Below are 23,230 nucleotides of genomic sequence, written 5' to 3'. Positions count from 1 at the left end.
CTGGGCACGCCGCCGCAGGTGATCGAGCTGATCGCCCGCGGGATCGACATGTTTGACTGCGTTTTGCCCACGCGACTGGCGCGAAACGGCACCGCCTTCACCCACGAGGGCATGATGAACCTGCGAAACGCCTGTTATGCGAAGGATTTCCGTCCCATCGCCGAAGACACGCATCCTCTCTGCCAGGGCTTTTCACGGGCCTACATCCGCCATCTGGTGCAGGCCCAGGAGATTCTGGGTTTGCGGTTGATTTCTCTGCATAACCTGCATTTCTACGCGTCCCTCACGTCCAGGGCACGTCAAGCGATCGAACAGGGTTGTTTCGCCGAGTTCCGGGCAGAGGTCGTCGCGAAATACAAGCCCTCCAACGTCAGCTCCGAATCATGAACATATCCTCTCTCGAAAACACCCTCTTCTTTGCCCAAGCCGCAGGCCAACAGGGTGGTATCCTTGGCAGTCCCATGATGCTGCCGATCCTCATGATCGTGGTGATGTACTTCGTCATCTTCCGCCCGCAGCAGAAGCGCATGAAGGAGCACCAGAAGCTCATCGCGAGCGTCACTGTGAGCGACCACGTCATCATGGAAAGCGGTGTGCATGGCATCATCACCAGCGTCAAAGACCGCACCGTGATGGTCAAGATCGCCGACAACGTCAAAGTCGAATACGAGCGGAGCAAGATTGCCGCCGTGACCAAGAAGTCCGATGTCGTCGAAGCGACCGCGGCCTGATCTGCATCCGCCTGATTTTCCCAACCTCCAGCCAACCCGTCCATGAATCCGTTCGCCACCTTCTTTGTCGGAGCATCCATCCTGATGATGCTCCTGGTTTACATCGGCACCGCCGTGCACAAAACCAAGCGCTGGGTGGGCACGCTGCTCGTCGCGCTGACCGCCTTCTCCGCCATCTACACGGCGAAGACGATGGGCCTCAAGCTGGGCATCGACCTCCAAGGCGGCAGCGAGTTCATCGTGCAGCTTCAACCCAGCGACAACGATGACGGCACCAAGAAGGAGGTCACCAGCTCGGATGTACAGCAGGCGATCGACATCCTGCAGAAGCGCCTGAGCCCAAACGGTGAGAAGGATCTCACGCTGCAGCCTGAAGGCACGGACCGCGTGGTGATCCAGATGCCCGGCATCTCCGACGAGGAAATCGCCGATGTGCGCAAGGTCATTCAAACGGTCGCACATCTCGAGTTCCGCCGGGTGCATCCCGACAGCCAGGCCAAGCTGGAGCAGATCAAGGCGCGCGGCGGCATCAAGGAGCCCGGCTGGATCGAAATGCCCTACCGCACTCCGGTCACCGCCAAGGACGGCACTGTCATCGCCAAGTCCGAACTCGTCCGAGACACCGCCGACATTGAAGGCAAATACGTCTCCAAGGCCTACCGCACCGTCGATGCCGAGGGCAACAAGGTCGCGCTGCAGTTCGACAGCGAGGGCGCCAAGCTCTTCGACGAACTGGCAGCCGTGCATTACCAGAAGGAAATGGCCATCATCGTGGACGGTCAGATTCACTCCGCTCCAAGGCTTCAGGCCAAGCAGTACGGAGGCCGCGCAGAGATCTCCGGCGGTGGCAGCAGAGGCTTCTCCCAGCAGGAGGCCGACACGCTGGCAACCCTGCTGAGCAATCCGCTGAAGAATCCGATGAAGATTCTCTCGGAGAGCTCGGTCTCCTCCGCCTACGGTCAGGCCGCCATCAACCAGGGCAAATGGGTGCTCGTGGCAGGCCTCATCATCACCACGATCTTCATGCTGATCGTCTACCGTCTCGCCGGCATCGTGGCGATCGTCGGACTTGTGATCAACCTCTGCGTTCTGTTCGGCTCGATGGCGCTGTTCGGCTTCACGCTCACCATGCCGGGCATCGCGGGTATCGTGCTGACCATCGGCATGGCTGTGGACGCCAACGTGCTGATCTACGAACGACTGCGTGAGGAAATGGAGGCCGGCAAGACCTTCACCGGCGCGCTCGAGGCCGCGTATGAGAAGGCGTTCTCCGCCATCGCCGACTCGAACATCACCACGCTCATCTCCGCCATCATCCTCGTCGTCATCTCCGGCGGTCTGGTCAAAGGCTTCGCCGTCACCCTCATGATCGGTCTGGTCTCCTCCATGATTGGCGCACTCATCGTCACCCGTGTGATTTTCATGTGGGCCATCGACAAGTCCATCCTGACCAACCTCAAGACCACTCACATCGTTCCGGACAAGGTGTTCGACATCCTGTCATTGGCTCCGAAATTCATCATCGCCTCGCTTGTCGTCACCGCAATCTCGCTTGGCACCGTCATCATGAAGGGCGATCAGAGCTTCGGCATCGACTTCCGCGGCGGCGCCCGCGTCGACGTCGTCTTGAAGGAAGGAAAGAACATTACCGACGCCGAGTTGAACGCCCTGATTGCCCCGCTCAAGCAGCCAGAGGGCAAGGCCATCGGCACCGCCTACATCCAGCGAAAAACCGATCCGACCAACGGCTCCGAAAACATCAGCGTCCGCTGTGAAGAGCTCAGCGGCGCCGTGATCCAGGGTGCCATCAACAAAAAATGGACTGGCGATACGATCAGCGGCACCAGCATCGCCACCGTCGGCTCCGTCATCGGCGAAGAGCTCAAGAAACAGTCCTCCGTGGCCCTGGCTTGTGCTCTTCTGGCCATTTTCCTCTATCTCATGCTCCGATTCGAGTTCGCCTTCGCCGTGGGCGCCATCGTGGCCCTCTTCCACGACGTCCTCATCGTCCCGGGCCTCTGCGTGCTGTTTGGCCAGGAACTGAGCGTCATCCATGTCGGTGCGCTGTTGGCCATCGCCGGTTACTCCATCAATGACACGATCATCGTGTTTGACCGCATCCGTGAAACGATCCAGCGCGGCACCGGCGGCAGTATGCGTGAGATGATGAACGAAGCCATCTGCAAGACGCTCAGCCGCACGATTCTGACCAGCTCGACCACGCTGGCCCCCATGGTAGTTCTTCTATTCCTTGGCAATCCGGCCATGCTCGAGTTCGCCATGCCGATCACGATCGGCATTCTCCTCGGAACCTACTCGTCCATCTTTATCGCATCGCCGCTCGTGCTGTGGTACGCGAAGAAGACCGGCACCAGCCTAAAGCGCCAGGTGCTCGACGCGCAGATCGAGCAGATGAAGGCCCAGCAGTCCATCGCCGCAGCGGCGGCTGCCGGCGGCAAGGCGTAAACCGGCCACAACTCATTCCACGGCAGGCGATCTCACCGGTCGCCTGCCGTTTTTATTGCACCGTGTCAGGTGTCTGGCTGGAGAGACGATGCATTAGAGAAACAGACTGCGAATCGGAACTCTGGTCGTCCCATCAACCTCCGATGAGGTGACTCTGAAAGCGTCGCCAAACCGCCACCGACAAATGTCACCACACAAAAAGGCGGGCATCGCTGCCCGCCTGCGCCCGCCTTGTAGGGATTTGTTTTGAGTTACTGCGGAGTCGGCGCGGGGGCCGGAGTCGGAGCTGGAGTTGCGGGAGCAGCAGGTTTCACTTCCTCCGTCGGCGTCGCCGGTGTTCCCACCGGTGCGCCCAATGGCGGAACTGTCGGAGCGGCTGGAGTCGCTGTGCCGCCCTTTGGACCGTTGGGATCGTCCGGGGCAAGTGTGGTCGCCGCTGCAGCTTGGACAGCGGCTTCCTCCGCCTTTTTCTTGGCTGACGCCAGCTTCGCGGCATTCGCCCGGGCCTTTTCATTCGACTGCTTGAGGTAGGACTGATAGTCCGGACCGCTGCCGGTGATCGTCACGGGCGTTCCGACCACCGTGTGGGCGAACAGGATCGGCGCCATCTTGGACGGCAGACGAATGCAGCCGTGCGAGGCCCGGCGTCCGGGCCGCGGAATCGGGCCGATGTGCATGCCCACGCCATCGCCGGTGAGGCGCATGAAGTAGGTCATCTTCGCGGCTTCGAAACGCCCGCCAGGAGGAAGCAGGTCACGCCCCTGCTTGAAGTCGGAGTTCACCAGCTTGCCGTTCGCATCGTAGCCCTTGCCGTAGAGGTTGGAGACCTTGTCTTTGATCTTCTCGAGGATTTTGAACTCACCCGTTGGCGTCGGGAAGCTGGGAATTCCGCTCGCCACATACGTCCAGCCGACCACATCGTTGCCGTTGTAGAGAATGGCGCGCTGGACGTCCACGTTGATGCGGATGCTCGTGATCGGCTTGTCACCGCCCGTCCACTCGCCCGGATACTTCCATTCCTCTTTCACCGGTTCGGGCGGAGGAGCCGGCGGCTTTTTGCGGAACAACTGGCAGGAGGCCAGCAACACCGTGCCGGCGGCAAGACCGGCGCGCAGAATCACAAGGGAGGGTTTCATTTTCACGGCGCCGATTCTAAGTGCCGTGTTTACGCCGCTCAAGCTGCGTGTGGCAGTTTATTTTTCGCAAAGATCGAACAATTCCGACGCTGAGGAAATGAGCACATCGGCTCCGCATTCCATCAGTTCCGCCTCGCTGCGAAATCCCCAGCACACGCCGATGGCCCGCATGCCGGAGTTCTTCGCAAACTGCATGTCGATGCCCGAATCGCCCACGTAGACCATCTCGTCGGTTTTCAAACCGAGAAACGCCGCCATCTCGTGCGCCCCGTCCGGCGCGGGCTTGCGCGGCACCTCGGCACGCTGACCTAGGATGTGATCAAACACCGCTTTGCCAAAAAAATGCTCCGTCATCGGCACCGTGAAGCGATGCGTCTTGTTCGAAATCACGCCCAGTTTGAGGCCACGGCCTTTCATCTCCGCCAGCATCTCCTCGATGCCCGGATACGGCTGCGTCTGCGCGTTCCACAACACATCGTAATGCGCACGGTATTCCTCCACGCAGACCTTGATCAGTTCGTCACTGCGCACGGATTCGGGCAGCGCCCGCTCGACGAGTTTTTCCATCCCGTCGCCCACCATCTGCTTGAACACTTCCTTTTCGCAGCGCGGATACCCGCGCGCATCCAGCATGCGGTTGATCGATTCCGCGATGTCCGCGAGCGAGTCGATCAAGGTTCCGTCGAGGTCGAAAATAAAGGCTTTGAGGGTGGGCATGCTTCCTCATGCCGCGAAATGCCGTGCGATCAACTTGCCAGACCGCCGGATGCAGCGAAAAAGCCCCATGCTCACCGATTACCACACGCACACACCGCTTTGCCTGCACGCGGAGGGCAATCCGGTCGATTACGCGCGCCACGCGCAGAGCATCGGCCTCGCGGAGATCGGCCTTTCGGATCACAACCCGATGCCGGAGCACTATGACGACTGGCGCATGCCGATCTCCGACCTGCCGCGCTATTTTGAACTGGTGAACGAGGCCCGCGAGGCGCTGCCGGACTTTCCTATCCGGCTCGCGCTCGAGTGTGACCACATCGACGGCTATCAGAAGTGGATCGACGAGACTGCCGCCATGGCGGACTGGGACTATCTGATCGGCAGCGTGCATTACATCCACGACGGCATCGCCGTGGACGATCCGAAGCACGTCTCGCGCTGGAAGACCTCTGCGGACATAGAACACATGTGGGGCATGTATTGGAAACTCTACGAGCAGATGATCCGCACGAAGCAGTTCGACTTCCACGCGCACCCCGATCTGGCGAAACGCTTTGGCCTGCGCCCCGAGGGCGATCTGCGGCACTACTACGAGCCGGTGATCCAGGCGCTCGTCGATACGAACGGCATCCTCGAGGTCAGCACCGCCGGCCTGCGCAAAGACGTGCGCGAGATCTACCCCGCCCGCGAGATGCTGGAGATGGCCTTCAGCGCAAACGTGCCGATCGTCATCAATTCCGACGCCCACGTGCCGACGGATGTCGGCGTGGACTTCGACAAGGCGTTCGAACTCGTCCGCAGCGTCGGTTACACGACGACGGTGCGCTTTGAAAAACGTCAGCGTAAAGTCGTGCCACTGCCGGAGACCTGGCCCCTATGATTTGGAAAGCACGTCAGCACACGATCGAGTTCCCCCGCCGCCCGCTGGTGATGGGGATCGTGAACATCAACGACGACTCCTTCTGCGGCGACGGCACGCTGGATCCCACGGCGGCGCTCGCACAGGCGGAGCAGCAGCTCAACGAGGGCGCTGACATCATCGACATCGGTGCCGAGAGCGCGCGCACGAATCGTGAAGCGATCAGCGCGAACGAGGAGGTGGACCGCCTGCGGCCTTTCATGGCCAAGTGGCCGGAACTGAAGGCGCGTTTCAATGCTCCGCTGCTTTCGATCAACACCTGGCGGTCCGACGTCATTGCTGAAGTGCTGCCGCTCGGTGGCGACCTCATCAACGATATCAGCGGCCTGCCGGACGCCTTCAACGCGAAGCTCTGCGCCGAACACAACGCCGGGCTGCTCATCATGCACAGCGTCGGTCAGCCAAAAGTGCCGCACACGCATGTGCAGTATCCGAGCATCATGGACACCCTCGACCGCTTCTTCGAGCAGCGCCTCGTCATGGCCGAGAGCGTCGGCCTGCCGCGTGAGAACATCATTCTCGATCCCGGCATCGATTTTGCGAAGCAGCGCGATGACAATCTGACGATCTACCGCGAGTTGGAAAAGCTCCAGCGCTTCGGGCGGCCCATCCTGCTGCCCGTTTCGCGCAAGACGGTCATCGGCGACGTGCTCGGCGTGCCTGCGCTCGAACGCGACCCGGGAACCGTCGCCTGCATCGCAGCCGGCGTCAGCCGAGGCGCGCAGATTTTCCGAGTGCACAACGTCAAAGCCGCTGTTCAGGCGGTCAAGATGCTGTGGGCCATCGAGAGCGTTCGTTGAAAAGATCAGGCGGCGCCTTCTTCCGCCGCAGGTTCTTCCGCAGAGGATTCTGCAAGCGCCACTTCAGCCTCTTCGGCCAGTGTCGTTTCCTCTATGGATGCTTCCGTCGGGACTTCTTTCAGCACCGGTTCAGCGGCCTCCGGCTCTGCTTCAGCAGCCTCAGCTTCGGGTGTTTCCTCTGCTGCAGGAGCCTCTTCCGGAGCTCCTGCCAGCGCCGCTTGAGCCGCCTCGGCCAGCGCTTCTTCAGCCAGTGACTCTTCCACCGGGGCTTCTTGTTGTTCTGCCTCCGCAGCAGGAGCTGCCTCGGCGCTTTCGGCCGGAGCTTTGTCTTTCGCTTGCGCCTTGGTGGCCGGAGCTTCTTTCTTCGCGGCAGGTTCGCCCTGCACGCCAAGGAAGACCATGCCGTCGCTGTATTCGATCACGTAGCCTTCGTTTGCCAGCCAGCGGATGTCCTTGATGACACCCACCTGCTCTTCGGTCGGCGGCCTCGGCGTGTCGGACGCCGGTTGCTCGGGTGCGGCCGGGGATGGAACAATCGATTCCACCAGCTCATGCAAAATCATGCCGTGGTTCTTCTTCAAGATCTCCACGATGTCGGCCAGACGGTCGGAGAACACCATGCCGGATTCGACCGCACGGGGTTTGACGCGCGAGACGAACTGCTTGCCAGCACGACGCTTGAATAGCTTCATGCCGCGACGCTCCAGACCGGCGCCCAGCTTCTGCGAAATCTCAAACAGATGCTTCCGCGCCGCGTCCACCGCCTGACGGAGCATGATGAAGAACACATGCGACAGCTTCTGCTTGTCGATGTTACCAGGAACCGTGGCGTCACGCACTTCGATGACGGCATCGTTGCCAAACGTGCGGCGGAAATGCGCCTCCATGTCGGCACGGGAGTTGAGCACGGTGGGTTCACCTCCTTCGGGCACTTCGCCCTTCAGGCAGACCCAGCGGCGTCCCTTGCTCATGTTTTCCTTCCACTTGGCGACGAGTTCCGGATTCGCCTCCACGCGGATGCGACGCTTGAAGTCGTCGATCGACATGTTGGAAAAGCGCTCGCGATGCAGCCGGATGACACCGGTTTGATAGCTGTGATGGCTCGGCGGACCGATGAGCTCGCCGCTCATGCCGCAGACGGCCACGGAGGCAAACTCACCCTTCGGAGCTTCGAGTTCGATCTCCTCGACGCGGTAAAACTCATCCAATGCGGCGCTGTGCAGCACATGAGCGAGCGCTTCATCGCGTGTGAGGAAGAGGCTGCCGTCCGCAGGCACGTGATAGAGACCCGTGGCACGCTCCTCCGCACAGCGGAAGCGCACCATGAAGCGATCACCGCCGGCGAGCACGAGACGTGCGGCGTCAAACATGCTGAAGGCATGCCCGGTCTGGCGCACGTGCGCGGCGAGCGCATCCACCGCCTTATCCTCCGGAAAGATCGTGATCTGCACATCCTTCGGAATCTCGACCCATTCACGCTGCGGCGGGCCGCCACGGTCACGATCTCCGAATCGACGCGGGCCACGACGGTCATCGCCATCGCGGCGGGGCGGGCCACCTTCACCACGCGGACGGAATCCGCCGCCTGGGCGGCCTCCTCCGGGGCCATCGCGACGCGGTGGCGGGCCGCCGCTGCGACCGCGATCGCCAAAGCCGCCACGACGATCATCGCGGCCACCGCGCTGCGGACGGTCTTCGGCTCCAGCATAGCGTTGCTTGATCTTCTCCTCCTTACCGAACTCGCCCACCCACGCGGGCATCATTTTCAAATCGGAAAGATCGACCAGGCCGGCTTGAGGTTGCGGCTGGTTGTCAGAGCTGGTTTCGGGTTCGGTCATACGATCGGTCGTGAAAGGGCCGCGACTATGCCTCGAATCAGCTTTGTCGCCAGCTTTGTTCGTGTGGCGTTTTCTTGGCACGGCGCTATGTGAATAACCCCATGCCGGCCGCACCCATCACCTTTTTCAACCGACTCACCCAGCGCATCGAGACTGAGGCGGTGTACGGCGAGGGCTTTCTGCGCTTCACCTACGAGAACCCGCTGGGAGCGCTCCCGCTGCACGCGCTGGTGAAACGGGCCGCGTTCTCACGCTGGTATGGAGACCGCATGGACGCCCCAGCCAGCCGCGCCAAGGTCGCCCCTTTTCTCGCCACCTACGGCGTGGATGTCAGCGAATTCGCCGACGCCCCAGACTCCTTCCGCACCTTCAACGAGTTCTTTTACCGCAAGCTGAAGCCGCAGGCTCGCCCCATCGCCGCGGGTGAAAACGAGATCGCCTTCCCCGCAGACGGCCGCCACCTCGTGCTGCCTGACATCGCCGCATGTGACGACTTCTTCGTCAAAGGCATCCGCTTTGACCTCCCCTCCCTCCTGCGTGACTCCAACCTCGCCGGGCGCTTTGCCCGCGGCAGCATGCTCATCTCACGTCTCTGTCCGGTGGACTACCACCGCTTTCATTTTCCGTGCGACGGAACTCCTGAGGCCTCCCGCCTCATCGACGGGCCGCTCTATTCCGTCAGCCCGATCGCGTTACGCCGCCGGGCCAGCATTCACTGGGAAAACAAACGCGAGATCACTGTCCTGCGTTCTCCGGCGTTGGGGGCTGTCCTCCTGCTCGAAGTTGGCGCCACCTGCGTCGGTTCCATCGTGCAAACGTTCGCGCCAGGCACGACCATCGCGAAAGGCGATGAAAAAGGCTATTTTCGTTTCGGCGGCTCCTGCTGCATCACGATCTTCGAACCCGGCAAAATTCGCTTCTCCGACGATTTGATCGAGCACAGCAAAGTCGGCCGCGAGGTTTACGCCCGCATGGGCGATGTGTGCGCTCACGCTCTCGGGTGAAACCGACGATGCACGTCCTTCAGCCGCGCCTGATCCACGTGGGTGTAGATCTGCGTCGTCGAGATGTCCGCGTGTCCGAGCATCTCCTGGATCACCCGCAGGTCGGCACCGTTGTTGAGGAGATGCGTGGCAAAGCTGTGCCGCAGCGTGTGCGGATGCACGCGCGCGGGATCGATGCCGCACAAGGCCGCGCGCTCCTTCACAATCTGCTGGATGCGCGCCGGCGTCAGCCGCGTGCCGTTGCGTGAGATGAAGATGTGGCTCTGCGATTTGGGTTTCACCAGCGCGGGCCGCGCGTGCTCGACGTAGGCGGCGATCGCCTCGCGGGCTGCGCCGCCCACGGGTGAGAGCCTCGTCTTGGACCCCTTGCCCGTGACGCGAATCCAGCCCTCTTCGAGACTGAGATTTTCCAGCCGCGCATCGGCGAGTTCTGACAAACGCACGCCGCTCGCATAAAACAGCTCCAGAATGGCCCGATCGCGACGGTCCAGCGGCCCGGTGCCATTCACGGACTCGACGAGCCTGCGGACGTCCTGCTCATTCAAGGAGTCCGGCAGATGTTTCTCCTGCCGCGGCGGCAGAATCGGCTCCGCCGGATCGGCGGCGATGTGTTTCCGAGTCGTCAGCCACCGAAAAAAGATCTTCAGTGCGATGAGTTCGATGCGCGCCGACGAGGCGGCGATGCCGTCCTTTTTACGCTGGGCGAGGTAGCCGCTCAGATGCTCCGTGGTCACCGCGGCCACGCTTTCGGACTGGTGCTTTTCTTTGAACCACGAGGCAAAGGCCTCCAGAAACCGGCGCACGAGGAGCTGATAATTCACGGACAGGCCGCGCTCGGTCGCCAGATGGAGAATGAAGCTGTCGATGAGATTCAGCACGCCTCAGCATGGCACGACCGCCCCGGATGACAAAAAATACATTGCCGGAGGCACCGCCCCCCGGCAACGTCAGCCCCCAAGACACGTCACCAGCACTCCACCACTCCTCATTATGGCCTCCTACAACAAAGTCATGCTCATCGGAAATCTGACCCGCGACCCCGAAGTGCGCTACACCCCCAAGGGCAGCGCCGTCTGCGACATCGGTCTCGCGGTGAACCGCGTGTACACTTCTGACAGTGGTGAAAAGGTGGAGGAGGTGACCTTCGTGGACGTCGTCCTCTGGTCCAAGATGGCCGAACTCGCCGGCAAATACCTGCACAAAGGCCGCCCGGTCTTCATCGAGGGCCGCCTGCAGATGGATTCCTGGGAGGACAAGCAGACCGGCCAGAAGCGCACACGCATGCGCGTCGTCGGCGAGCAGATGCAGTTCCTCGGCAGCCCTGGTGGCGACCGCGGCCCTGCCGGCGGTGGTGGTGATGACGAAGGCGGCGGCTACAGCCGTCCTCAGCAGCGCCCGCAACAGCGCCCCGCCTCTCAACAACGTCCGCCGCAGCGTCCGGCTCCTGCCCGTCAAAACGATGAGTTCGGCGAAGGTCCGATCACGGATGGCATGGAAGACGACGACATTCCGTTTTGATCGTCGAGGAAAGGAATATCGAATCACGAACAAGGAATGATGAACCTTGAAGGCCGGAAGGTGGCCGGCAGTCATCATTTCATCATTCAAGGGTCCTTGTTCGATGTTCGATACTCAGATCCCGCACTTAGAATGCGCAAGATTCGCATCGTGAGGCTGCGTTAACTTCGCCTCCATGAAACCAGCCATTCTCCTCTCCCTTCTTGTCAGCGCCTCGCTGTTCGCTCAAACCGCCGCGCCCAAAGCTCCGGCCAAACCGAAGGGGCCGACCATTCCGGCGGATGCGCAATGGCATGATGTGACGACCTGGGGCGTGGAAGGCCGCGGGTGGGGCGATCAGGAGCGCAAGCGCTGGTTCGATCGACTCCCGGCGAAAGCCGAAGGAAAAGTCACGCCCGCCGTGTGGGGCCTCAGCCGTGACAGCGCGGGCATGATGGTGCGCTTCAAGACCAACGCAGACGCAATCTACTGCCGCTACGATTTGATGGACTCCGGCATCGCCATGCCCGCGATGCCTGCGACGGGTGTGAGCGGACTCGACCTCTATGCGCGCGATGACAAAGGCCAGTGGCGCTGGGTCACCTGCACAAAGCCGGACAAGCAGCACGTCGAAGCCGTGATGATCAGCGGTCTCACTCCCGGCGAGCATGAATTCTGCGCGTACCTGCCACTCTACAACGGCATCGACAAACTCGAGATCGGCGTGCCTGCGAACGCGAAGTTCGAAGGCCTCGCTCCGCGAAAGGACAAGCCCATCGTCTTCTACGGCACCTCCATCACTCACGGTGCGAACGCGTCACGTCCCGGCATGGTTCACACGGCGATTCTCGGTCGTCGCTTCGACCGTCCTGTCATCAACATCGGCTTTTCCGGCAATGGACGCATGGACGCCGCCGTCGGTGATCTGATCAACGAATTCGAGGCCGCCGTCATTGTTATCGATTGCTGCCCGAACATGGGTCCCGCCGATGTGACAGCGAAGTGCGTGCCGCTGGTGAAGCAACTGCGCTCCAAACACGCGACAACGCCCATCGTCCTCGTCGAAGACCGCCGTTTCACCAATTCCTGGATCACTCCGGCCAAAGCAAAATTCCACGACGACAACCACGCCGCGCTGAAAGCCGCCTACGAGCAGCTCAAGACCGAGAAGGTGCCCAACCTCCATTACATCAGCGGCGATGCGCTCTACGGCACCGATGCCGACGGCTCCAACGACGCCTCCCACGGAACCGACCTCGGCTTCATGCGCCAGGCGGACATCTTCGAACCGGTGCTGCGTGAAGCGCTGAAGTAATCACTTCCCGATCTTGTACAGCGCCTTGTCCGTGCGGATGAACAGGGCGCTGCCATCGGCGATCGGGCTGGCCATGATCGGACCGTCGAGCGTGTTCTGAGCGAGGATTTTAAACTCCTTGGTCGCAGGCACGATGCTCACGACACCTTCGCGGCTGCAGAAGTAGAGTTTGCCATCGGCGAGAATCGGTGAGGCACTGAACTTGCCGCCGAGACGTTCGCGGTAGAGAGCCTCACCGGTCTTCGTGTCCACACAGCTCACGATGCCGCCGTCATCGACGTAAAAGAGCAACCCGTTGCTCAGAACAGGCGAGCACATCTTCGGCGCGTTCTTGTTGTTCCGCCAGGCGATCTCCGGCGTCTTCAGTCCCGCGTACTTCAACGCGATCACCTGCGATTTACCAAACGCCGTGCTGAAGTAAACCTGCTGATCGTCGGCAACAGGCACGGTGGACATGGAGAAGCCCAGCTCACCGTAAGGGATCTTCCACAGTTCTTCGCCGGTCTGCGGATCGTAGCCGTAGATGTTGCTGGCGGCGGAGCTGACGACGGTTGGCCGGCCGTTCATGGTGACGACGAGCGGCGTACCGTAGGCTTTGCGCTGCTGCGCGCGCGGGTCCATCTCGCCGCTGCGCGCTGTTTTCCATGCGACCTTGCCGGTGTTCTTGTCGAACGCGGCGATAAACTGCTGATCGCTGCCGTCGAAGTGCGCGATCAGCTTGTCGCCAAACAAAACGCCGGTCGATCCCGGTCCGTTTTCGTGCATGACATGCAGCTCCTCATTCTTCCACAGCACCCTCAGCGTCTTGGTGTCGAGCGCGACAGTGCCAAAGGAGCCGAAATGCGCGTAGAGGCGCCCTTCTTCGAGCACCGGCGTCGGTGAGGCGTAGCTGTTGAGCTGATGCGCCCACTGCGGGTCCTTCACATTCAGGAGTTCGATGTCGTGGAGGATCTTGCCGCTGTTCCGATCCACGCACAGCACATGAAGGCTGACGGAACCAAGAACCGTGAGCGGCTGGTCACCGGTGTTCGATTCAAGTCGGCGCTTGGCCTCCTCGGGTGTGGCAGGTTTCTCGAAGGCGGTGGTGATCCAGATCTGCTCCCCCCACATCACCGGCGTGGAGTGGCCGCGGCCCGGCAACTCTGTCTTCCAAGCGACGTTGCTCGTTTCACTCCAGGTTTCCGGCAGGCCCGAGGCGTTCGCGCGGCCTTGCGCGGTTCCACGCCACTCGGGCCAGTTGCCGGCATTGGAGACGGAGGTAAGAAGCAGCAGGGGGAGAAGAAGGCGGTGGATCATGGGCGAGAAAAAACGTGGCGGGCGGCGGAGAACTGTCTTTCACTGCCCATGATCATGCGCATCCCGTTTTTTCTTTTCATTTCCGCCGTCGTTCTCAAGGCGCAGACACCGGATCTCGAGAAGTACATCGAAGTGCGCAGCGGCAGCCTTCCCATCATTCTAACGGTGCCCCATGGCGGGACCTTGAAACCGTCGAATGTACTCGCGCGCCGCTACGGGGTCACCGGCATGGATGCCAACACCATCCAGCTGTCCGAAATGATCATCGAGGAACTCGAGAAGCGCTACGGCGGCCGGCCGCACGCGATCATTTCCCGCCTACACCGCACCAAGCTGGACCCGAATCGCGAAATCAAGGAGGCCGCCCAAGGAGATCCCACGGCGGAGGCGGCCTGGCGCCGTTTTCATGACGGAGCCACAGCTGCCTGCGCCAGCGTGATGAAAAAGCACGGCATGGGACTGCTGCTGGACATTCACGGGCATCGCCATCTCGATCAGCGGGTGGAACTGGGCTATCTGGTCAAGGCGGACATGCTGAAACGCTCCGATGCCGAACTGAATGCGGATGCGGCGCTGATCGCCTCCACCAGCATTCGTGATCTCGACAAACGCTCACCTCAAAGCTTTGCAGAGCTGCTGCGAGGACCGCAGAGTTTGGGCGGCCTGCTGGAAAACCGCGGTGGTTTTCGCTGCCTGCCCTGCCCTTCGAAACCAAACCCCGGCCTCCTAGCCGGCTACTTCAGCGGCGTGTATGACGTCGCCGCGCACGGTTCGCGCAATGGCGGCACGGTGAGCGCCATTCAGGTCGAGTGCCCGTGGCACAACGTGCGCGAGCGTCCGGAAGACCAGCGGCGTTTTGCCATCGCACTGGCGGACTCACTCGGCGTCTATTTTGAGATCCACTTCGGCCGGAAGCTGAAGTGACGTCGTCTGCGGCGGCGTGGAATCCGCCCGCTTCGGTTTGTCGCGGCGGGCGACGAACTCACGCACTTCGGCCGGAGTGGACGCGGCCCAGTCGGTGGGAATGCGCTCATCACGGAACCCCCGACGGTGCAGCCAGCCAAAGAAAGCGACGCTGCCGAGTAGTCCGGCATTGAAAGGAAGGCTGAGCGGCAACAGCGCGAGACGTAACAGCCCTTCGGTGAGCGGCTCCCACAGGAAGGCGAACACCACTGCGACCAGCATCATCCACACCGCGCTCTTCAGATTGAGACGCAGGTAATGACCACCGAGCGCAAGAGTCAGCACAACGATGTTCAGCGCGAAAGCGGGATCGCCAAAGGCAGGCAGCCACAAGGAGCCTAAGAAGCACAGACCGACTGCAACAAGAGCCACCAGCGCGCTGGTGCGCGAGTGCCAGAGGATGCCGATGAAAAACCAGATCCAGCAAAGCAAAACCCGGGATGAAGTGAACTGCGCGGTCAGCCCCAGGTTGCCCTCAAGAAACCGGCTCCACGCAAAACAACGGCTCTGCAACGGGCCTTCAGGCAGCGTCGTGCCGAGTCCGGAAAAGGCGTCGGCAAAAAACGGCGCGCACAACACGGCGGTGGTGAAGTGGCGGCGCGCCTCCTCGGGTTTGCCGGCCTGCATGGCGCACCAGCCGAGCCCGTCCCACGAATCGGCAAAGAACGAATCCAGCGCCACAGCCCGACGAAAGGCCAGCGTGGCATCGTCGAAGCGGGACTGGCGGAAACGACTCCAACCAAGGCCGTCGTAGGCGTCGGCGACACCGATTTTCAACGTGAGCACACGAGCAAAGGCGGTTTGCGCGCCAGTCTGATCTCCGCGTCGGTACAAGCTCCAGCCGAGGCCGGCACAGCGATAGGCCTCCGCCATGTCCGTCCTGACCTCGGTGTTGAGGAAATGCTTCTCGGCCTTCTCATAGTCGGCGACAAGAAGCGCGCGCCAGCCACGTGTGAGTTCGGCGTCATGCACGCCGAAGAAAATGAGCGCCGTCAACACAGCCCACGCCGTTGCCGCATAAGGCAGGCTGAAGAGCACATAGGGTGACTTTTTTTCATGCATGCGCTCAATGACGGGAACAAAGAAAAACACCAGAGCGGCACATCCCAGCGCCGTCGCCACCGCCTGCGCCCAAAGCGGCAGCTGAGGGAACAGCAGCCACAATGCGCCGAGCAGCGCGCCGTTCACACTGACGAGACCTGTCTGAAGCACCGCGTCGTTCTTCGCGCGCCTGAGGGCGAGCGCTGAGACTAGGAGCGCACCGCCGAGACTCATGAGGGCGGCTTCAACGGAGAGGATGAAGAGCCCGATGAGCACACACACGCCCGTGAAGCGGTTGTTCGCCGCGAGCATCTGGCCGTAACCACGCAGGGTGTGGTCGAGGACTCGTTTCATTCGGCGGGAAGCAATTCGGAAATCACGAAATCCACCTTAGAGAGGGCTGCGGGCGCGGCAATCATGGAGACTCGTCAGCCACCGGCTATCGAATGCCGGGGGGAGGCCCGCCCCGCCCGCCAGGTCCGCCCGAACGCGGTTCGTGAGTGATGGCGTAACCATCGCGAACAAAATAGCCGTCAGGGTTGATCTGCATGAGCCTTTCAAACAAGGCGCCCGCGGGCTTGATCTGACGCTGGCTGATCAGCGACCAGCCGAGCCAGCTCATGGCGATGGGATCCTCAGGCTGCAGATGATGTGCGCGGTCGAAGTAGGTTTCGGCTTTGCGGAAGTCCCCCTCGTTGAAGAGAAGCTCGCCCGCGATGAGCAGCAGTCTGAAGTTGTACTGATCGATGCTGAGCCCGTTCCGAGCGGCGATCAGCGCCTCCTTCGGTTTTTGCTGCGCCAGAAACGTGTAGGTGAGACCGAGATGTGGTGTGATGGCACGCGGCTCCTGCCGGGCGGCGGCGGAGTAAAACTGCACCGCCTTGTCATAGTCCTGGTTCAGATACGACAACCAACCCACGCGCACGGTTGCCAGGTAGGTGTCGCCTCCGGCGCTCTTGAAGGTCATCATGCTTTCGAGAGCGCCTGCATAATCGTTGTTGGACTCGGCGGTCAGCGACTGCTGCCAGGCTTCGGAGATGGCGGTGAGATTGTCCGCAGCGCGTGCGGTGGTGAAACAGACGAACGTGAAGAGGAGCAGGTGTGTTTTCATGGCTGGGAGAAGAGGGCCTCGTCCGCGTCGCCATTGGGCAGCGTGGGAGTGAAGCCGGTTTGAGTGAAGGTGATCTGGTGTGTTTTGAAGTGGGCGGTGAGGCTGGTGAGACCGCGCACGGGCTCGAGCGTGAACTCGATCTGATGCGGAAGATCGGCGGATCCTTCTGGCAGGGTGGCGATGAGATGGAGGCCGCGAATCGTGGGATACTGGGCATGGCGGATGACCACGCGCTGGGTGCGATGCCCCAGATAAGGCGAGAGGGCGTCCGCCAATGCCCGACCGCGCCGCTTTGCATCCAAAGCAACATAATCCTCCCAGTTCATGCCGCTCTGATAAGCGAAGGGCACGGTGGGCATGGCGAACGAAAGGAGACGCAGGAGCTGCGACCGGGCGCCGATGCTGCTCTGCGTGATCTGCAACGCGTGAAGTCCGAGGACGGCGGTGAGCCGGTCCTTTCCTTCGGCAAACACATACCGGCCAGCTTCATCCAGGGTGGTGCGGAGCTCGGTGTACTCCGATTCACTGGAGCGATACCGCGCAATGCCCGGTGCAAAATGAGCCAGCGTGCCCAGCACGGTGGTGGAGACCGTCGCGGATGCGATTCGGGCTCCAACTTTGGGCACGCCGGCAAAGTTCCAGCGCACACCGCTCTCGGTGCGCGTGAAGAAATTGGTGAGACAGAAAGGAGCTGTCGGCGCATCGCTCTCAGCGCCCGTCTGAAGATGCAGATGAATATGTGGCACGGGGCTGCGTCCCGAGTTGCCGCAGTAGCCGAGCAGATCTCCCGCCGCGACGCACTGGCCGGCTTTGACGATGATGCCGTTCTTCGTGAAGTGCGCGAGCTTGATGACGCCGCCGTAGTCGAGACGCAGGAAAAGATGATTGCCCCAGCTGCGGGCGAAGTTGCAGCCGCCGGGGGCATTGTCGGGCACATCGTCGACGATGCGGATGATTTCGCCGGCGCCAGGTGCGCGGACTTCGAGACCCTGCGTGTAGTAGTGGCTCAGGTCGTCGTCGCATCCGGGAGGACAGGCGCTGTCGTGGGCGTCATGGATTTCAAAGTCGAGCGCGTGTTTCCAAATGCCACGATGGCTGAGCCTGTCGTCGAAGCCCTGCGTGACGGTGATTTCGCGCGATGCGGGCGGCAGGAGATGCGTTTCGTTTTGATGCGGGAAACGCTCGCGACTCAGAGCGGTGGCGACGGCCGCGGCTTCCGGATTTTCAAATGTTCCCAAGGTGGGCAGCAATGAACCTGACTTGTCCCGCAGACGAAGGCAGCAGAGCATGCTCCAGATGGTGAGCAGGTATGGCAGCGGCAGATATTCCCAGCCCGAGCCGCGCAGAAAATGCTGCACCGCCGCCACATTCAGCGCAGCCACCGCACCGGCGACGAAAGCGAGCGCGAGACTGCTCCAGGAGGGAATGAAGTACACGGCGCCGAGCGCCATGCCGGCGAGAAGGTAGTTGTGACCCGCAGACCAGCCGAACCATTGCATGCCGCAGGCTTCAAGCAGCTTCACGACGACGACACCGCCCGCGTAACCCACAACGGCGTTGATCATCGCAACGCGTGACCAGACGAGGATCGCAAACGTGACGGCAATCCCGGCCCACACGTTGGGCAGAAAGAGAATCGTGCCCATGCTGCGAAGAAATGCAGCGACTACAAAGGGCAGAACCGGCTCCGCAGGAAGCGCATAAGGCAGCGCGGCGGAAGCTGCGGCGGCGAGCGGAAAGAAGGTCAGCAGCGTGCCGAAAGTGATGACAAAGGCCACGCTCAACGGCGGCAGTCCCGCATGCAGCGGGAACCAGTGCCAAAGCGCGGCGGAGAGCAGCAGCGTGTAAACCGTCGCAATGACGAGCATGCCGTAGATCGCCGTCGGAGGCAGCGTGGTGTTGCGTGTGATCCAGGCGACCGCCAGAGCGCTGAGGAAGACATTGTAGAGCAGCGTGCCTTCCTTTCGCATGGCCGCAGGAAGGTTCAGAACCCGGGCCATGGCACCACCGAGCAGCGTGGCGATGAGTGCGAACACGAAGTAGCGCGGCGAAAACAGCAGCGTGGCGCAGAGAAGCACGCCTGTTTTCCAGCTTCCGCAGAGGAAGATGGAACTGGCGGCACGGGACACTTCGAGAAGCGGTGCGATGATGGTTTGAAGATGGGGACGGACCGCATCTGAAAGCGCTGACGCCCTCGCCCTGATCTTCTCCCACACGGGAGAAGAGTCGGGACACGAGGGCTCTAGAATGGCCATCTCTAGGAGGGGGGATGGGACTTCCGGGTTCATGGTTTTGGGGTGGTGAAGAATTTGAATCGGATCATTCCGGGCGGTTTGCCGTCAGCAGATGATCGGGGATGCGCTCGAGGCGCTGGACGTAGTCGAGGTCTTCGCGTTCGCGGATGACATCGACGCGGCCGTCGAGGCCGATCATGACCACGGCCGGACGATAGGTGATGAACTGCATGCTCTGGGTGATGTTGTAGGCACCGACAGGATGCATGACGAGATGATCGCCCGTGGTCATCGCCGGCAGAGAGACCTGCTCGCGAATGACATCGATGTTCATGCAGAGGCAGCCGTAGAGTTTGACGGGCTGCGGAAGGCTCTCACGCTGCACCTTGGCGGGCTTCACATTGAAGCGATACCAGTTGCCGCTGTAGAGCAGGTTGATCCCTGCATCGACGATGTAGGCGGTGCCATTGGTTTCATGCACATAGGCCTGGGCCTTGGCGGCCTTTCCAGCGAGCGTGATCGGTCCCGATGCGGTGGTTTGCTTCACGGCAACAACGCTTGTGATGAGATAACCGGCCTCATCGACCAACGCACGGCCGCTTTCGAGATAGAGACGTGGCCGGCGGTCGCGTGGCAGAGAGTTCAGCACGCCGGTGATCGCCTCGGCGTATTTTTCGATGGGCGGAACGATCTGTTCGGCGCTCTGATACGAGTAGTGAAGCGTGCTGAGCGATGGGAAGCCGCCGCCGAGATTCAGATAGCGCAGACTCCAGCCGAAGCTCTCTCTGCAGCGCTCCATGAGCGTGACTAGTTTTTCAGCGGCCGTTTTGTAAGCGTTCGGTTCGAGAATGTAGGTACCGATGTGCGTGTGCAAACCCTGCAGTCGAAGACGGCCCCGGCTCTCGGCGATGCGACGAATGGCGCGCCAGGCCTCGCCGGTTTCGACGCCGAAACCAAATTTGCTCCACACCGGCTGAATGCCTGCGTCGAGCCAGCAGCGGATGGCGATGTCGATGCTTCGTCCCTGTTCCTTCGCGATGGTGTCGAGCAGTAGTAGTTCATCCCAGTTGTCTACCTGGATCATCGCACCTTCGCCGGCGGCGAGCTCGAGACCGGCACGTGACTTGTGCGGACCGTTGAAAATGATGTCACGCCCGGCGATACCGTTGCGGCGTGCTTTTTCATACTCGAACTCACTCACCACCTCGGCGATGCTGCCCTCGCTGTGAAACACGCGGCAGATGGCGTTGAGGTAGTTGGTCTTGTAGCTCCAGGCGAAGCGCGTGTTCGGATAGCGGCTCTCGAAAGCTTCGCGCGCGCGGCGGATTTTCTCACGCAGCGTGCGCTCGGAGAACACAAAGAGCGGCGAGCCAAAACGCGCGGCCAGATCGGCCACGGGCACGCCGTCGATGCGCTCGCAGACGTTGTTGTTGAGGCCATGCGCATGACGGTTGCGGTTCGCGGCGCTGTTTTGGCCGCTGAGATGACGGGTGATCGTCGGCGGGGAGTAAGGAAGAAGCGTTTGCATGGGAGGATGCGGTGAGAGGTGGAGAATCAAAAGGTCCGGCCCGAGGTGACGTGCGGAATGAACTCGCGCGGCTGGCGGAAGAACTGCCCGGTGGTGGTGAGCGCGGCGAGGTCGCGCAAGTCGCCGGTCATGTCGATGGCATGGCGGATGAAGAACTTGCCGGGCATCGGATGCCCCAGCGGTTCACGCGGGTGCCAGCCAAGCGCGAGTTCGAGCGCGGCGGCGGGCAGGTTGCAATTCAGCGTGGAGGGGAAATCACACCAGGCGGGGAAACGCGGATTGATTTCGATGAGGCAGAAGTCCTCGTTCCTGTCGTCGGGCTTGACGAACTCGAGTTCAAACGGCCCGTTCCAGCGCAATTCGGCGATGAGTGACTGCGTAATCGCATCAAGCCGCGAATCACGCACAACCATTCCGCCGAACCCTTTGCCGCTGGTGGTGCGCAGCATCTTGCGGATGGCACAGGAACCGAGGATTTGTCCGCTGCCGTCACCGAGTCCGATGACGTTGTACTCCTCCCCTTCGACATTTTCCTGCACAAGCACCGGGGCGCCCCATTGCTCCATCAAGTGCCAGAAGGCGGCTTCGCGTGCGGCGGGCGTTGTGGCATGCTTGGCCTCGTAGAAGCGGCCTTTGACAAACACGTTGCCACCCAGGCTTGCCGCGGCCTGATGCAATGAGCTCACATCGTTCACGGCGATGGTCTGTGGCGTGCGGCACTGCGTGCGTGCGCAAAGTTCCTCGAGTTTCGATTTGTCCCGGCCCTGAAAGCTCGAAGCGGAGGGCAGGCAGACATCGATGCCGCGTTCGCGCAGTTTTTCGGGCGATTCGACCAGCGGAGCCATTTCGGCATCGAGGCATGGAATCAAAACGTCAAAGTGCTCAATTTCGCGGATGGCATCGATGCGGGCCCAGAAGGCTTCCTCTCCGGCGCCCGGATAAGAAAGCGTGAAGGCGGCATCAGGAGCATCCTCCTCGCTGTAAAGACCGCTTTCGAGAGAATCATAGACGAGGCCGACGATGCGAAGTTCCGGATACACGCGGCGAAGGCTGCGAATGACGGCCGACCCGGGCTGGGGGTTCTCTCCACGATGAAGACCGGTGACAGCGATGACTGGGGAGGAGTTCATGGCGCTCAGTTCTCGGTTGGGGTGAGACCGATGTGGGCGAGTTCAGCGAGGAAGGTTTCCAGGTCGCGTTCCGCCGTGCTGCGGGCGACCTCGAACGCCGCGGTGAGGCGGTCGAGAATTTGTTCGCGCTCAAGCCCTGCGCTCAGCGCCCGCATGACGACCAGCGCAACGGGACTAGCGGTGAAGAATTCGCCGGTCGTGGCATCAAAGCCGAAGCCGTCGGCCTGCCAGCTGACGGTGTTAAAATCAAAGCCTGACGGGGCGGTTTCAACAGGTGCCGGTGCAACGACCTGGGGCACAGGAAGAGTGAGATCGTGCTTGAGTCTGTCCTGGCAAAGCAGTCTGGGGTGTGTGGCGAGTTTCATGGCGAGGTGCAATTGAATTACACCTCATAGAAGCCCGGCCGGTTAACGACACCGCTGCGGCAAAAATGAATTCCCGTTTATTTTTGGAATTTCACCCTTGGTCGATGGGGCGGTGCGGGGCTGACCTGAAAAGTCGTCCCTCCCTCCAACGAAGGCAACCCATGCCGAACCAGCGTCTGATTCGCCCGACGACGCTGGTCATGCCAAACACTGTCGGGGTCGGTCGGGCCGTTCCAGATGGGGCGGCGTATGGGCTCCGGCGTGCCAAACTCCAGAGGGTTCGCGGTCTGCTGGCGAATAGTCAAATTTAGCGGCTTCCGTTCCACGAACTCCTTCTCCCTACGCGGATAAACCGGGGCGTCTGCTGCGAACTTCCACGCCAGCTCACCGACCCTCTTCCGCGACGCCTCGATCTGCCCTCCCAAGTCTTCGATCCGCCACCAGTTGTGAAACTCGTCCAGAGACATCCTTGCTTCTTTCGATTCGCCAGAGCCGAGATGTTCATAGGCACCAAACCACCAACCCGCGGCAGAGCTCAACAGCACAGCAAGAAGGACTCTCGAAAGCTTCCATTTTGAGGAAGTCGTTTTCATCGAGGGAGTGAACTCAGAATCTCCCTCCCGACAAGTCCTCTTGGACTGCCTGTGCAGTGCCTCAAACAGATTGCCGCGTCCCCCAACCTCCCCGCCACTTGGCGGAGAGGAAGCATGTTTCATCCTGCAAAGACTGCGGACGATTATCTGTCGAGCGGAGGCAGATCAGATCGCATCAGCACCTGACTGGCGCGCTGACGCTGGTCGTGCCACATCCGGTCGGGATCCGTGGGATCCTTCCACGGGTTGTGGGGCCGTTCCCATCGGTCTCCGAATTCGACGGAAGTCTCAGAGGGAATGACCGGCTGCGACGGAGGTGTTTCGACCCTGCGCAGTTCCTGTTTCAGCTCCGTAATGACTTTTTCAGGAACTTGGTCGTTTGCGGGCTGTCTGCCCAGCCGCCAGGCTTGAGAGAGTGCCAGCAGGCTGACCGCGATGACCACCCCCCTGGTTAAATGTGAGGATGTCGTTTTCATGGGAAAAAGGAATGCCCGTTTTCGGGCTCTGCAAGTCCTGCTTTGGCCGCTTCTGAAAGGTCTCAAGCAC

22 protein-coding genes are annotated in these 23,230 nt (G+C 61.3%); 9 read left to right on the top strand and 13 right to left on the bottom strand.

Annotated features, from left to right (window positions below; genetic code table 11):
- The 3 genes from KDL09_RS20690 to secD form a co-directional block, all read left to right on the top strand.
- The coding region (locus KDL09_RS20690) for a tRNA guanosine(34) transglycosylase Tgt (protein ID WP_294389356.1) at positions 1-387 on the top strand (387 nt) is incomplete at its 5' end.
- Positions 384-731 carry a preprotein translocase subunit YajC gene (gene yajC / locus KDL09_RS20685; RefSeq protein WP_294389354.1) on the top strand — a complete coding sequence of 116 codons (348 nt, stop codon included), beginning with the start codon at positions 384-386 and terminating at the stop codon, positions 729-731. The genes KDL09_RS20690 and yajC, both read left to right, overlap by 4 nt.
- A gap of 42 nt (positions 732-773) precedes the next feature.
- Complete coding sequence (secD, locus tag KDL09_RS20680; RefSeq protein WP_294389352.1) at positions 774-3,197, top strand: protein translocase subunit SecD; 2,424 nt, start codon at positions 774-776, stop codon at positions 3,195-3,197.
- Positions 3,198-3,448: 251 nt separating this feature from the next.
- Here secD and KDL09_RS20675 read toward each other — a convergent pair whose 3' ends face one another.
- Together KDL09_RS20675 and KDL09_RS20670 are read right to left on the bottom strand one after the other, a co-directional pair.
- Positions 3,449-4,333, bottom strand: coding sequence for a L,D-transpeptidase (locus KDL09_RS20675; protein WP_294389350.1), 885 nt, complete (start codon positions 4,331-4,333; stop codon positions 3,449-3,451).
- 57 nt (positions 4,334-4,390) lie between these two features.
- The gene (locus KDL09_RS20670) at positions 4,391-5,050 is read right to left on the bottom strand and encodes an HAD family hydrolase (protein WP_294389348.1); all 660 of its coding nucleotides are present in this window, start codon (positions 5,048-5,050) and stop codon (positions 4,391-4,393) included.
- Between the two features lie 67 nt (positions 5,051-5,117).
- On the opposite strand from KDL09_RS20670, the gene KDL09_RS20665 reads away from it, so the two are divergent.
- Both KDL09_RS20665 and folP read left to right on the top strand, forming a co-directional pair.
- Positions 5,118-5,930 (top strand): histidinol-phosphatase HisJ family protein, encoded by an 813-nt coding sequence (locus KDL09_RS20665; RefSeq protein ID WP_294389346.1) that lies wholly within the window; start codon positions 5,118-5,120, stop codon positions 5,928-5,930.
- Positions 5,927-6,769, top strand: coding sequence for a dihydropteroate synthase (folP, locus tag KDL09_RS20660; RefSeq protein WP_294389344.1), 843 nt, complete (start codon positions 5,927-5,929; stop codon positions 6,767-6,769). Before KDL09_RS20665 ends, folP begins: the two co-directional genes overlap by 4 nt.
- A gap of 5 nt (positions 6,770-6,774) precedes the next feature.
- Here the strand turns inward: folP and KDL09_RS20655 are convergent, their stop codons facing one another.
- Positions 6,775-8,607 (bottom strand): hypothetical protein, encoded by a 1,833-nt coding sequence (locus tag KDL09_RS20655; RefSeq protein ID WP_294389342.1) that lies wholly within the window; start codon positions 8,605-8,607, stop codon positions 6,775-6,777.
- Positions 8,608-8,708: 101 nt separating this feature from the next.
- Here KDL09_RS20655 and KDL09_RS20650 point away from each other — a divergent pair, with 101 nt between their 5' ends.
- Positions 8,709-9,611: a phosphatidylserine decarboxylase gene (locus KDL09_RS20650; protein ID WP_294389340.1), complete on the top strand. Its 903-nt coding sequence runs from the start codon at positions 8,709-8,711 to the stop codon at positions 9,609-9,611.
- On the opposite strand, the gene KDL09_RS20645 is transcribed toward KDL09_RS20650, so the two are convergent.
- Positions 9,596-10,489, bottom strand: coding sequence for a site-specific tyrosine recombinase XerD (locus KDL09_RS20645; RefSeq protein ID WP_294389338.1), 894 nt, complete (start codon positions 10,487-10,489; stop codon positions 9,596-9,598). The genes KDL09_RS20650 and KDL09_RS20645 overlap by 16 nt on opposite strands.
- A 112-nt stretch (positions 10,490-10,601) precedes the next feature.
- On the opposite strand from KDL09_RS20645, the gene ssb reads away from it, so the two are divergent.
- A complete protein-coding gene (gene ssb, locus KDL09_RS20640) occupies positions 10,602-11,129 on the top strand; it encodes a single-stranded DNA-binding protein (protein WP_294389336.1) in 528 nt (175 codons plus the stop codon).
- Positions 11,130-11,304: 175 nt separating this feature from the next.
- The gene (locus tag KDL09_RS20635; RefSeq protein ID WP_294389334.1) at positions 11,305-12,423 is read left to right on the top strand and encodes an SGNH/GDSL hydrolase family protein; all 1,119 of its coding nucleotides are present in this window, start codon (positions 11,305-11,307) and stop codon (positions 12,421-12,423) included.
- Here the strand turns inward: KDL09_RS20635 and KDL09_RS20630 are convergent, their stop codons facing one another.
- On the bottom strand, positions 12,424-13,719 hold the full coding sequence (locus KDL09_RS20630; protein ID WP_294389333.1) for a PQQ-binding-like beta-propeller repeat protein: 1,296 nt from the start codon (positions 13,717-13,719) through the stop codon (positions 12,424-12,426). It lies immediately after the preceding gene.
- Between the two features lie 48 nt (positions 13,720-13,767).
- Between KDL09_RS20630 and KDL09_RS20625 the strand changes: the two genes are divergently transcribed.
- Positions 13,768-14,643, top strand: a complete 876-nt coding sequence (locus KDL09_RS20625) for a hypothetical protein (protein WP_294389330.1) — start codon at positions 13,768-13,770, stop codon at positions 14,641-14,643.
- On the opposite strand, the gene KDL09_RS20620 is transcribed toward KDL09_RS20625, so the two are convergent.
- From KDL09_RS20620 to KDL09_RS20585, 8 genes are all read right to left on the bottom strand, one after another.
- Positions 14,596-16,077, bottom strand: coding sequence for an urea transporter (locus KDL09_RS20620; RefSeq protein WP_294389329.1), 1,482 nt, complete (start codon positions 16,075-16,077; stop codon positions 14,596-14,598). The genes KDL09_RS20625 and KDL09_RS20620 overlap by 48 nt on opposite strands.
- Positions 16,078-16,162: 85 nt before the next feature.
- A complete protein-coding gene (locus KDL09_RS20615) occupies positions 16,163-16,834 on the bottom strand; it encodes a tetratricopeptide repeat protein (RefSeq protein WP_294389327.1) in 672 nt (223 codons plus the stop codon).
- On the bottom strand, positions 16,831-18,963 hold the full coding sequence (locus tag KDL09_RS20610; protein ID WP_294389324.1) for an urea transporter: 2,133 nt from the start codon (positions 18,961-18,963) through the stop codon (positions 16,831-16,833). Before KDL09_RS20610 ends, KDL09_RS20615 begins: the two co-directional genes overlap by 4 nt.
- Before the next feature lie 190 nt (positions 18,964-19,153).
- On the bottom strand, positions 19,154-20,596 hold the full coding sequence (locus KDL09_RS20605; protein ID WP_294389322.1) for an alanine racemase: 1,443 nt from the start codon (positions 20,594-20,596) through the stop codon (positions 19,154-19,156).
- A 26-nt stretch (positions 20,597-20,622) separates the two neighbouring features.
- Positions 20,623-21,726 carry a hypothetical protein gene (locus KDL09_RS20600; RefSeq protein ID WP_294389321.1) on the bottom strand — a complete coding sequence of 368 codons (1,104 nt, stop codon included), beginning with the start codon at positions 21,724-21,726 and terminating at the stop codon, positions 20,623-20,625.
- A gap of 5 nt (positions 21,727-21,731) precedes the next feature.
- Entirely contained in the window at positions 21,732-22,091 is a 360-nt protein-coding gene (locus tag KDL09_RS20595) for a PqqD family protein (protein WP_294389319.1), read from the bottom strand.
- 77 nt (positions 22,092-22,168) lie between these two features.
- The gene (locus KDL09_RS20590) at positions 22,169-22,684 is read right to left on the bottom strand and encodes a hypothetical protein (protein WP_294389316.1); all 516 of its coding nucleotides are present in this window, start codon (positions 22,682-22,684) and stop codon (positions 22,169-22,171) included.
- A 143-nt stretch (positions 22,685-22,827) separates the two neighbouring features.
- Positions 22,828-23,160 carry a hypothetical protein gene (locus tag KDL09_RS20585; protein WP_294389314.1) on the bottom strand — a complete coding sequence of 111 codons (333 nt, stop codon included), beginning with the start codon at positions 23,158-23,160 and terminating at the stop codon, positions 22,828-22,830.
- Positions 23,161-23,230 lie beyond the last annotated feature (70 nt).

The organism is Prosthecobacter sp., from assembly GCF_020439865.1.
Taxonomy (GTDB): domain Bacteria; phylum Verrucomicrobiota; class Verrucomicrobiia; order Verrucomicrobiales; family Verrucomicrobiaceae; genus Prosthecobacter.
Note: the sequence above shows the minus strand (reverse complement) of the source record. Positions and strands in the feature narration are given on the sequence as shown.

What these genes read in the sequence shown, in the direction of transcription:
- KDL09_RS20585 (WP_294389314.1), bottom strand. Translation starts at nt 23,160, where the DNA reads ATGAAAACGACATCCTCACATTTAACCAGGGGGGTGGTCATCGCGGTC.
- folP (WP_294389344.1), top strand. Translation starts at nt 5,927, where the DNA reads ATGATTTGGAAAGCACGTCAGCACACGATCGAGTTCCCCCGCCGCCCG.
- KDL09_RS20620 (WP_294389329.1), bottom strand. Translation starts at nt 16,077, where the DNA reads ATGAAACGAGTCCTCGACCACACCCTGCGTGGTTACGGCCAGATGCTC.
- KDL09_RS20600 (WP_294389321.1), bottom strand. Translation starts at nt 21,726, where the DNA reads ATGAACTCCTCCCCAGTCATCGCTGTCACCGGTCTTCATCGTGGAGAG.
- KDL09_RS20625 (WP_294389330.1), top strand. Translation starts at nt 13,768, where the DNA reads ATGATCATGCGCATCCCGTTTTTTCTTTTCATTTCCGCCGTCGTTCTC.
- KDL09_RS20655 (WP_294389342.1), bottom strand. Translation starts at nt 8,607, where the DNA reads ATGACCGAACCCGAAACCAGCTCTGACAACCAGCCGCAACCTCAAGCC.
- KDL09_RS20615 (WP_294389327.1), bottom strand. Translation starts at nt 16,834, where the DNA reads ATGAAAACACACCTGCTCCTCTTCACGTTCGTCTGTTTCACCACCGCA.
- secD (WP_294389352.1), top strand. Translation starts at nt 774, where the DNA reads ATGAATCCGTTCGCCACCTTCTTTGTCGGAGCATCCATCCTGATGATG.
- KDL09_RS20670 (WP_294389348.1), bottom strand. Translation starts at nt 5,050, where the DNA reads ATGCCCACCCTCAAAGCCTTTATTTTCGACCTCGACGGAACCTTGATC.
- KDL09_RS20665 (WP_294389346.1), top strand. Translation starts at nt 5,118, where the DNA reads ATGCTCACCGATTACCACACGCACACACCGCTTTGCCTGCACGCGGAG.
- yajC (WP_294389354.1), top strand. Translation starts at nt 384, where the DNA reads ATGAACATATCCTCTCTCGAAAACACCCTCTTCTTTGCCCAAGCCGCA.
- KDL09_RS20630 (WP_294389333.1), bottom strand. Translation starts at nt 13,719, where the DNA reads ATGATCCACCGCCTTCTTCTCCCCCTGCTGCTTCTTACCTCCGTCTCC.
- KDL09_RS20675 (WP_294389350.1), bottom strand. Translation starts at nt 4,333, where the DNA reads ATGAAACCCTCCCTTGTGATTCTGCGCGCCGGTCTTGCCGCCGGCACG.
- KDL09_RS20605 (WP_294389322.1), bottom strand. Translation starts at nt 20,596, where the DNA reads ATGCAAACGCTTCTTCCTTACTCCCCGCCGACGATCACCCGTCATCTC.
- KDL09_RS20635 (WP_294389334.1), top strand. Translation starts at nt 11,305, where the DNA reads ATGAAACCAGCCATTCTCCTCTCCCTTCTTGTCAGCGCCTCGCTGTTC.
- KDL09_RS20650 (WP_294389340.1), top strand. Translation starts at nt 8,709, where the DNA reads ATGCCGGCCGCACCCATCACCTTTTTCAACCGACTCACCCAGCGCATC.
- KDL09_RS20595 (WP_294389319.1), bottom strand. Translation starts at nt 22,091, where the DNA reads ATGAAACTCGCCACACACCCCAGACTGCTTTGCCAGGACAGACTCAAG.
- ssb (WP_294389336.1), top strand. Translation starts at nt 10,602, where the DNA reads ATGGCCTCCTACAACAAAGTCATGCTCATCGGAAATCTGACCCGCGAC.
- KDL09_RS20590 (WP_294389316.1), bottom strand. Translation starts at nt 22,684, where the DNA reads ATGAAAACGACTTCCTCAAAATGGAAGCTTTCGAGAGTCCTTCTTGCT.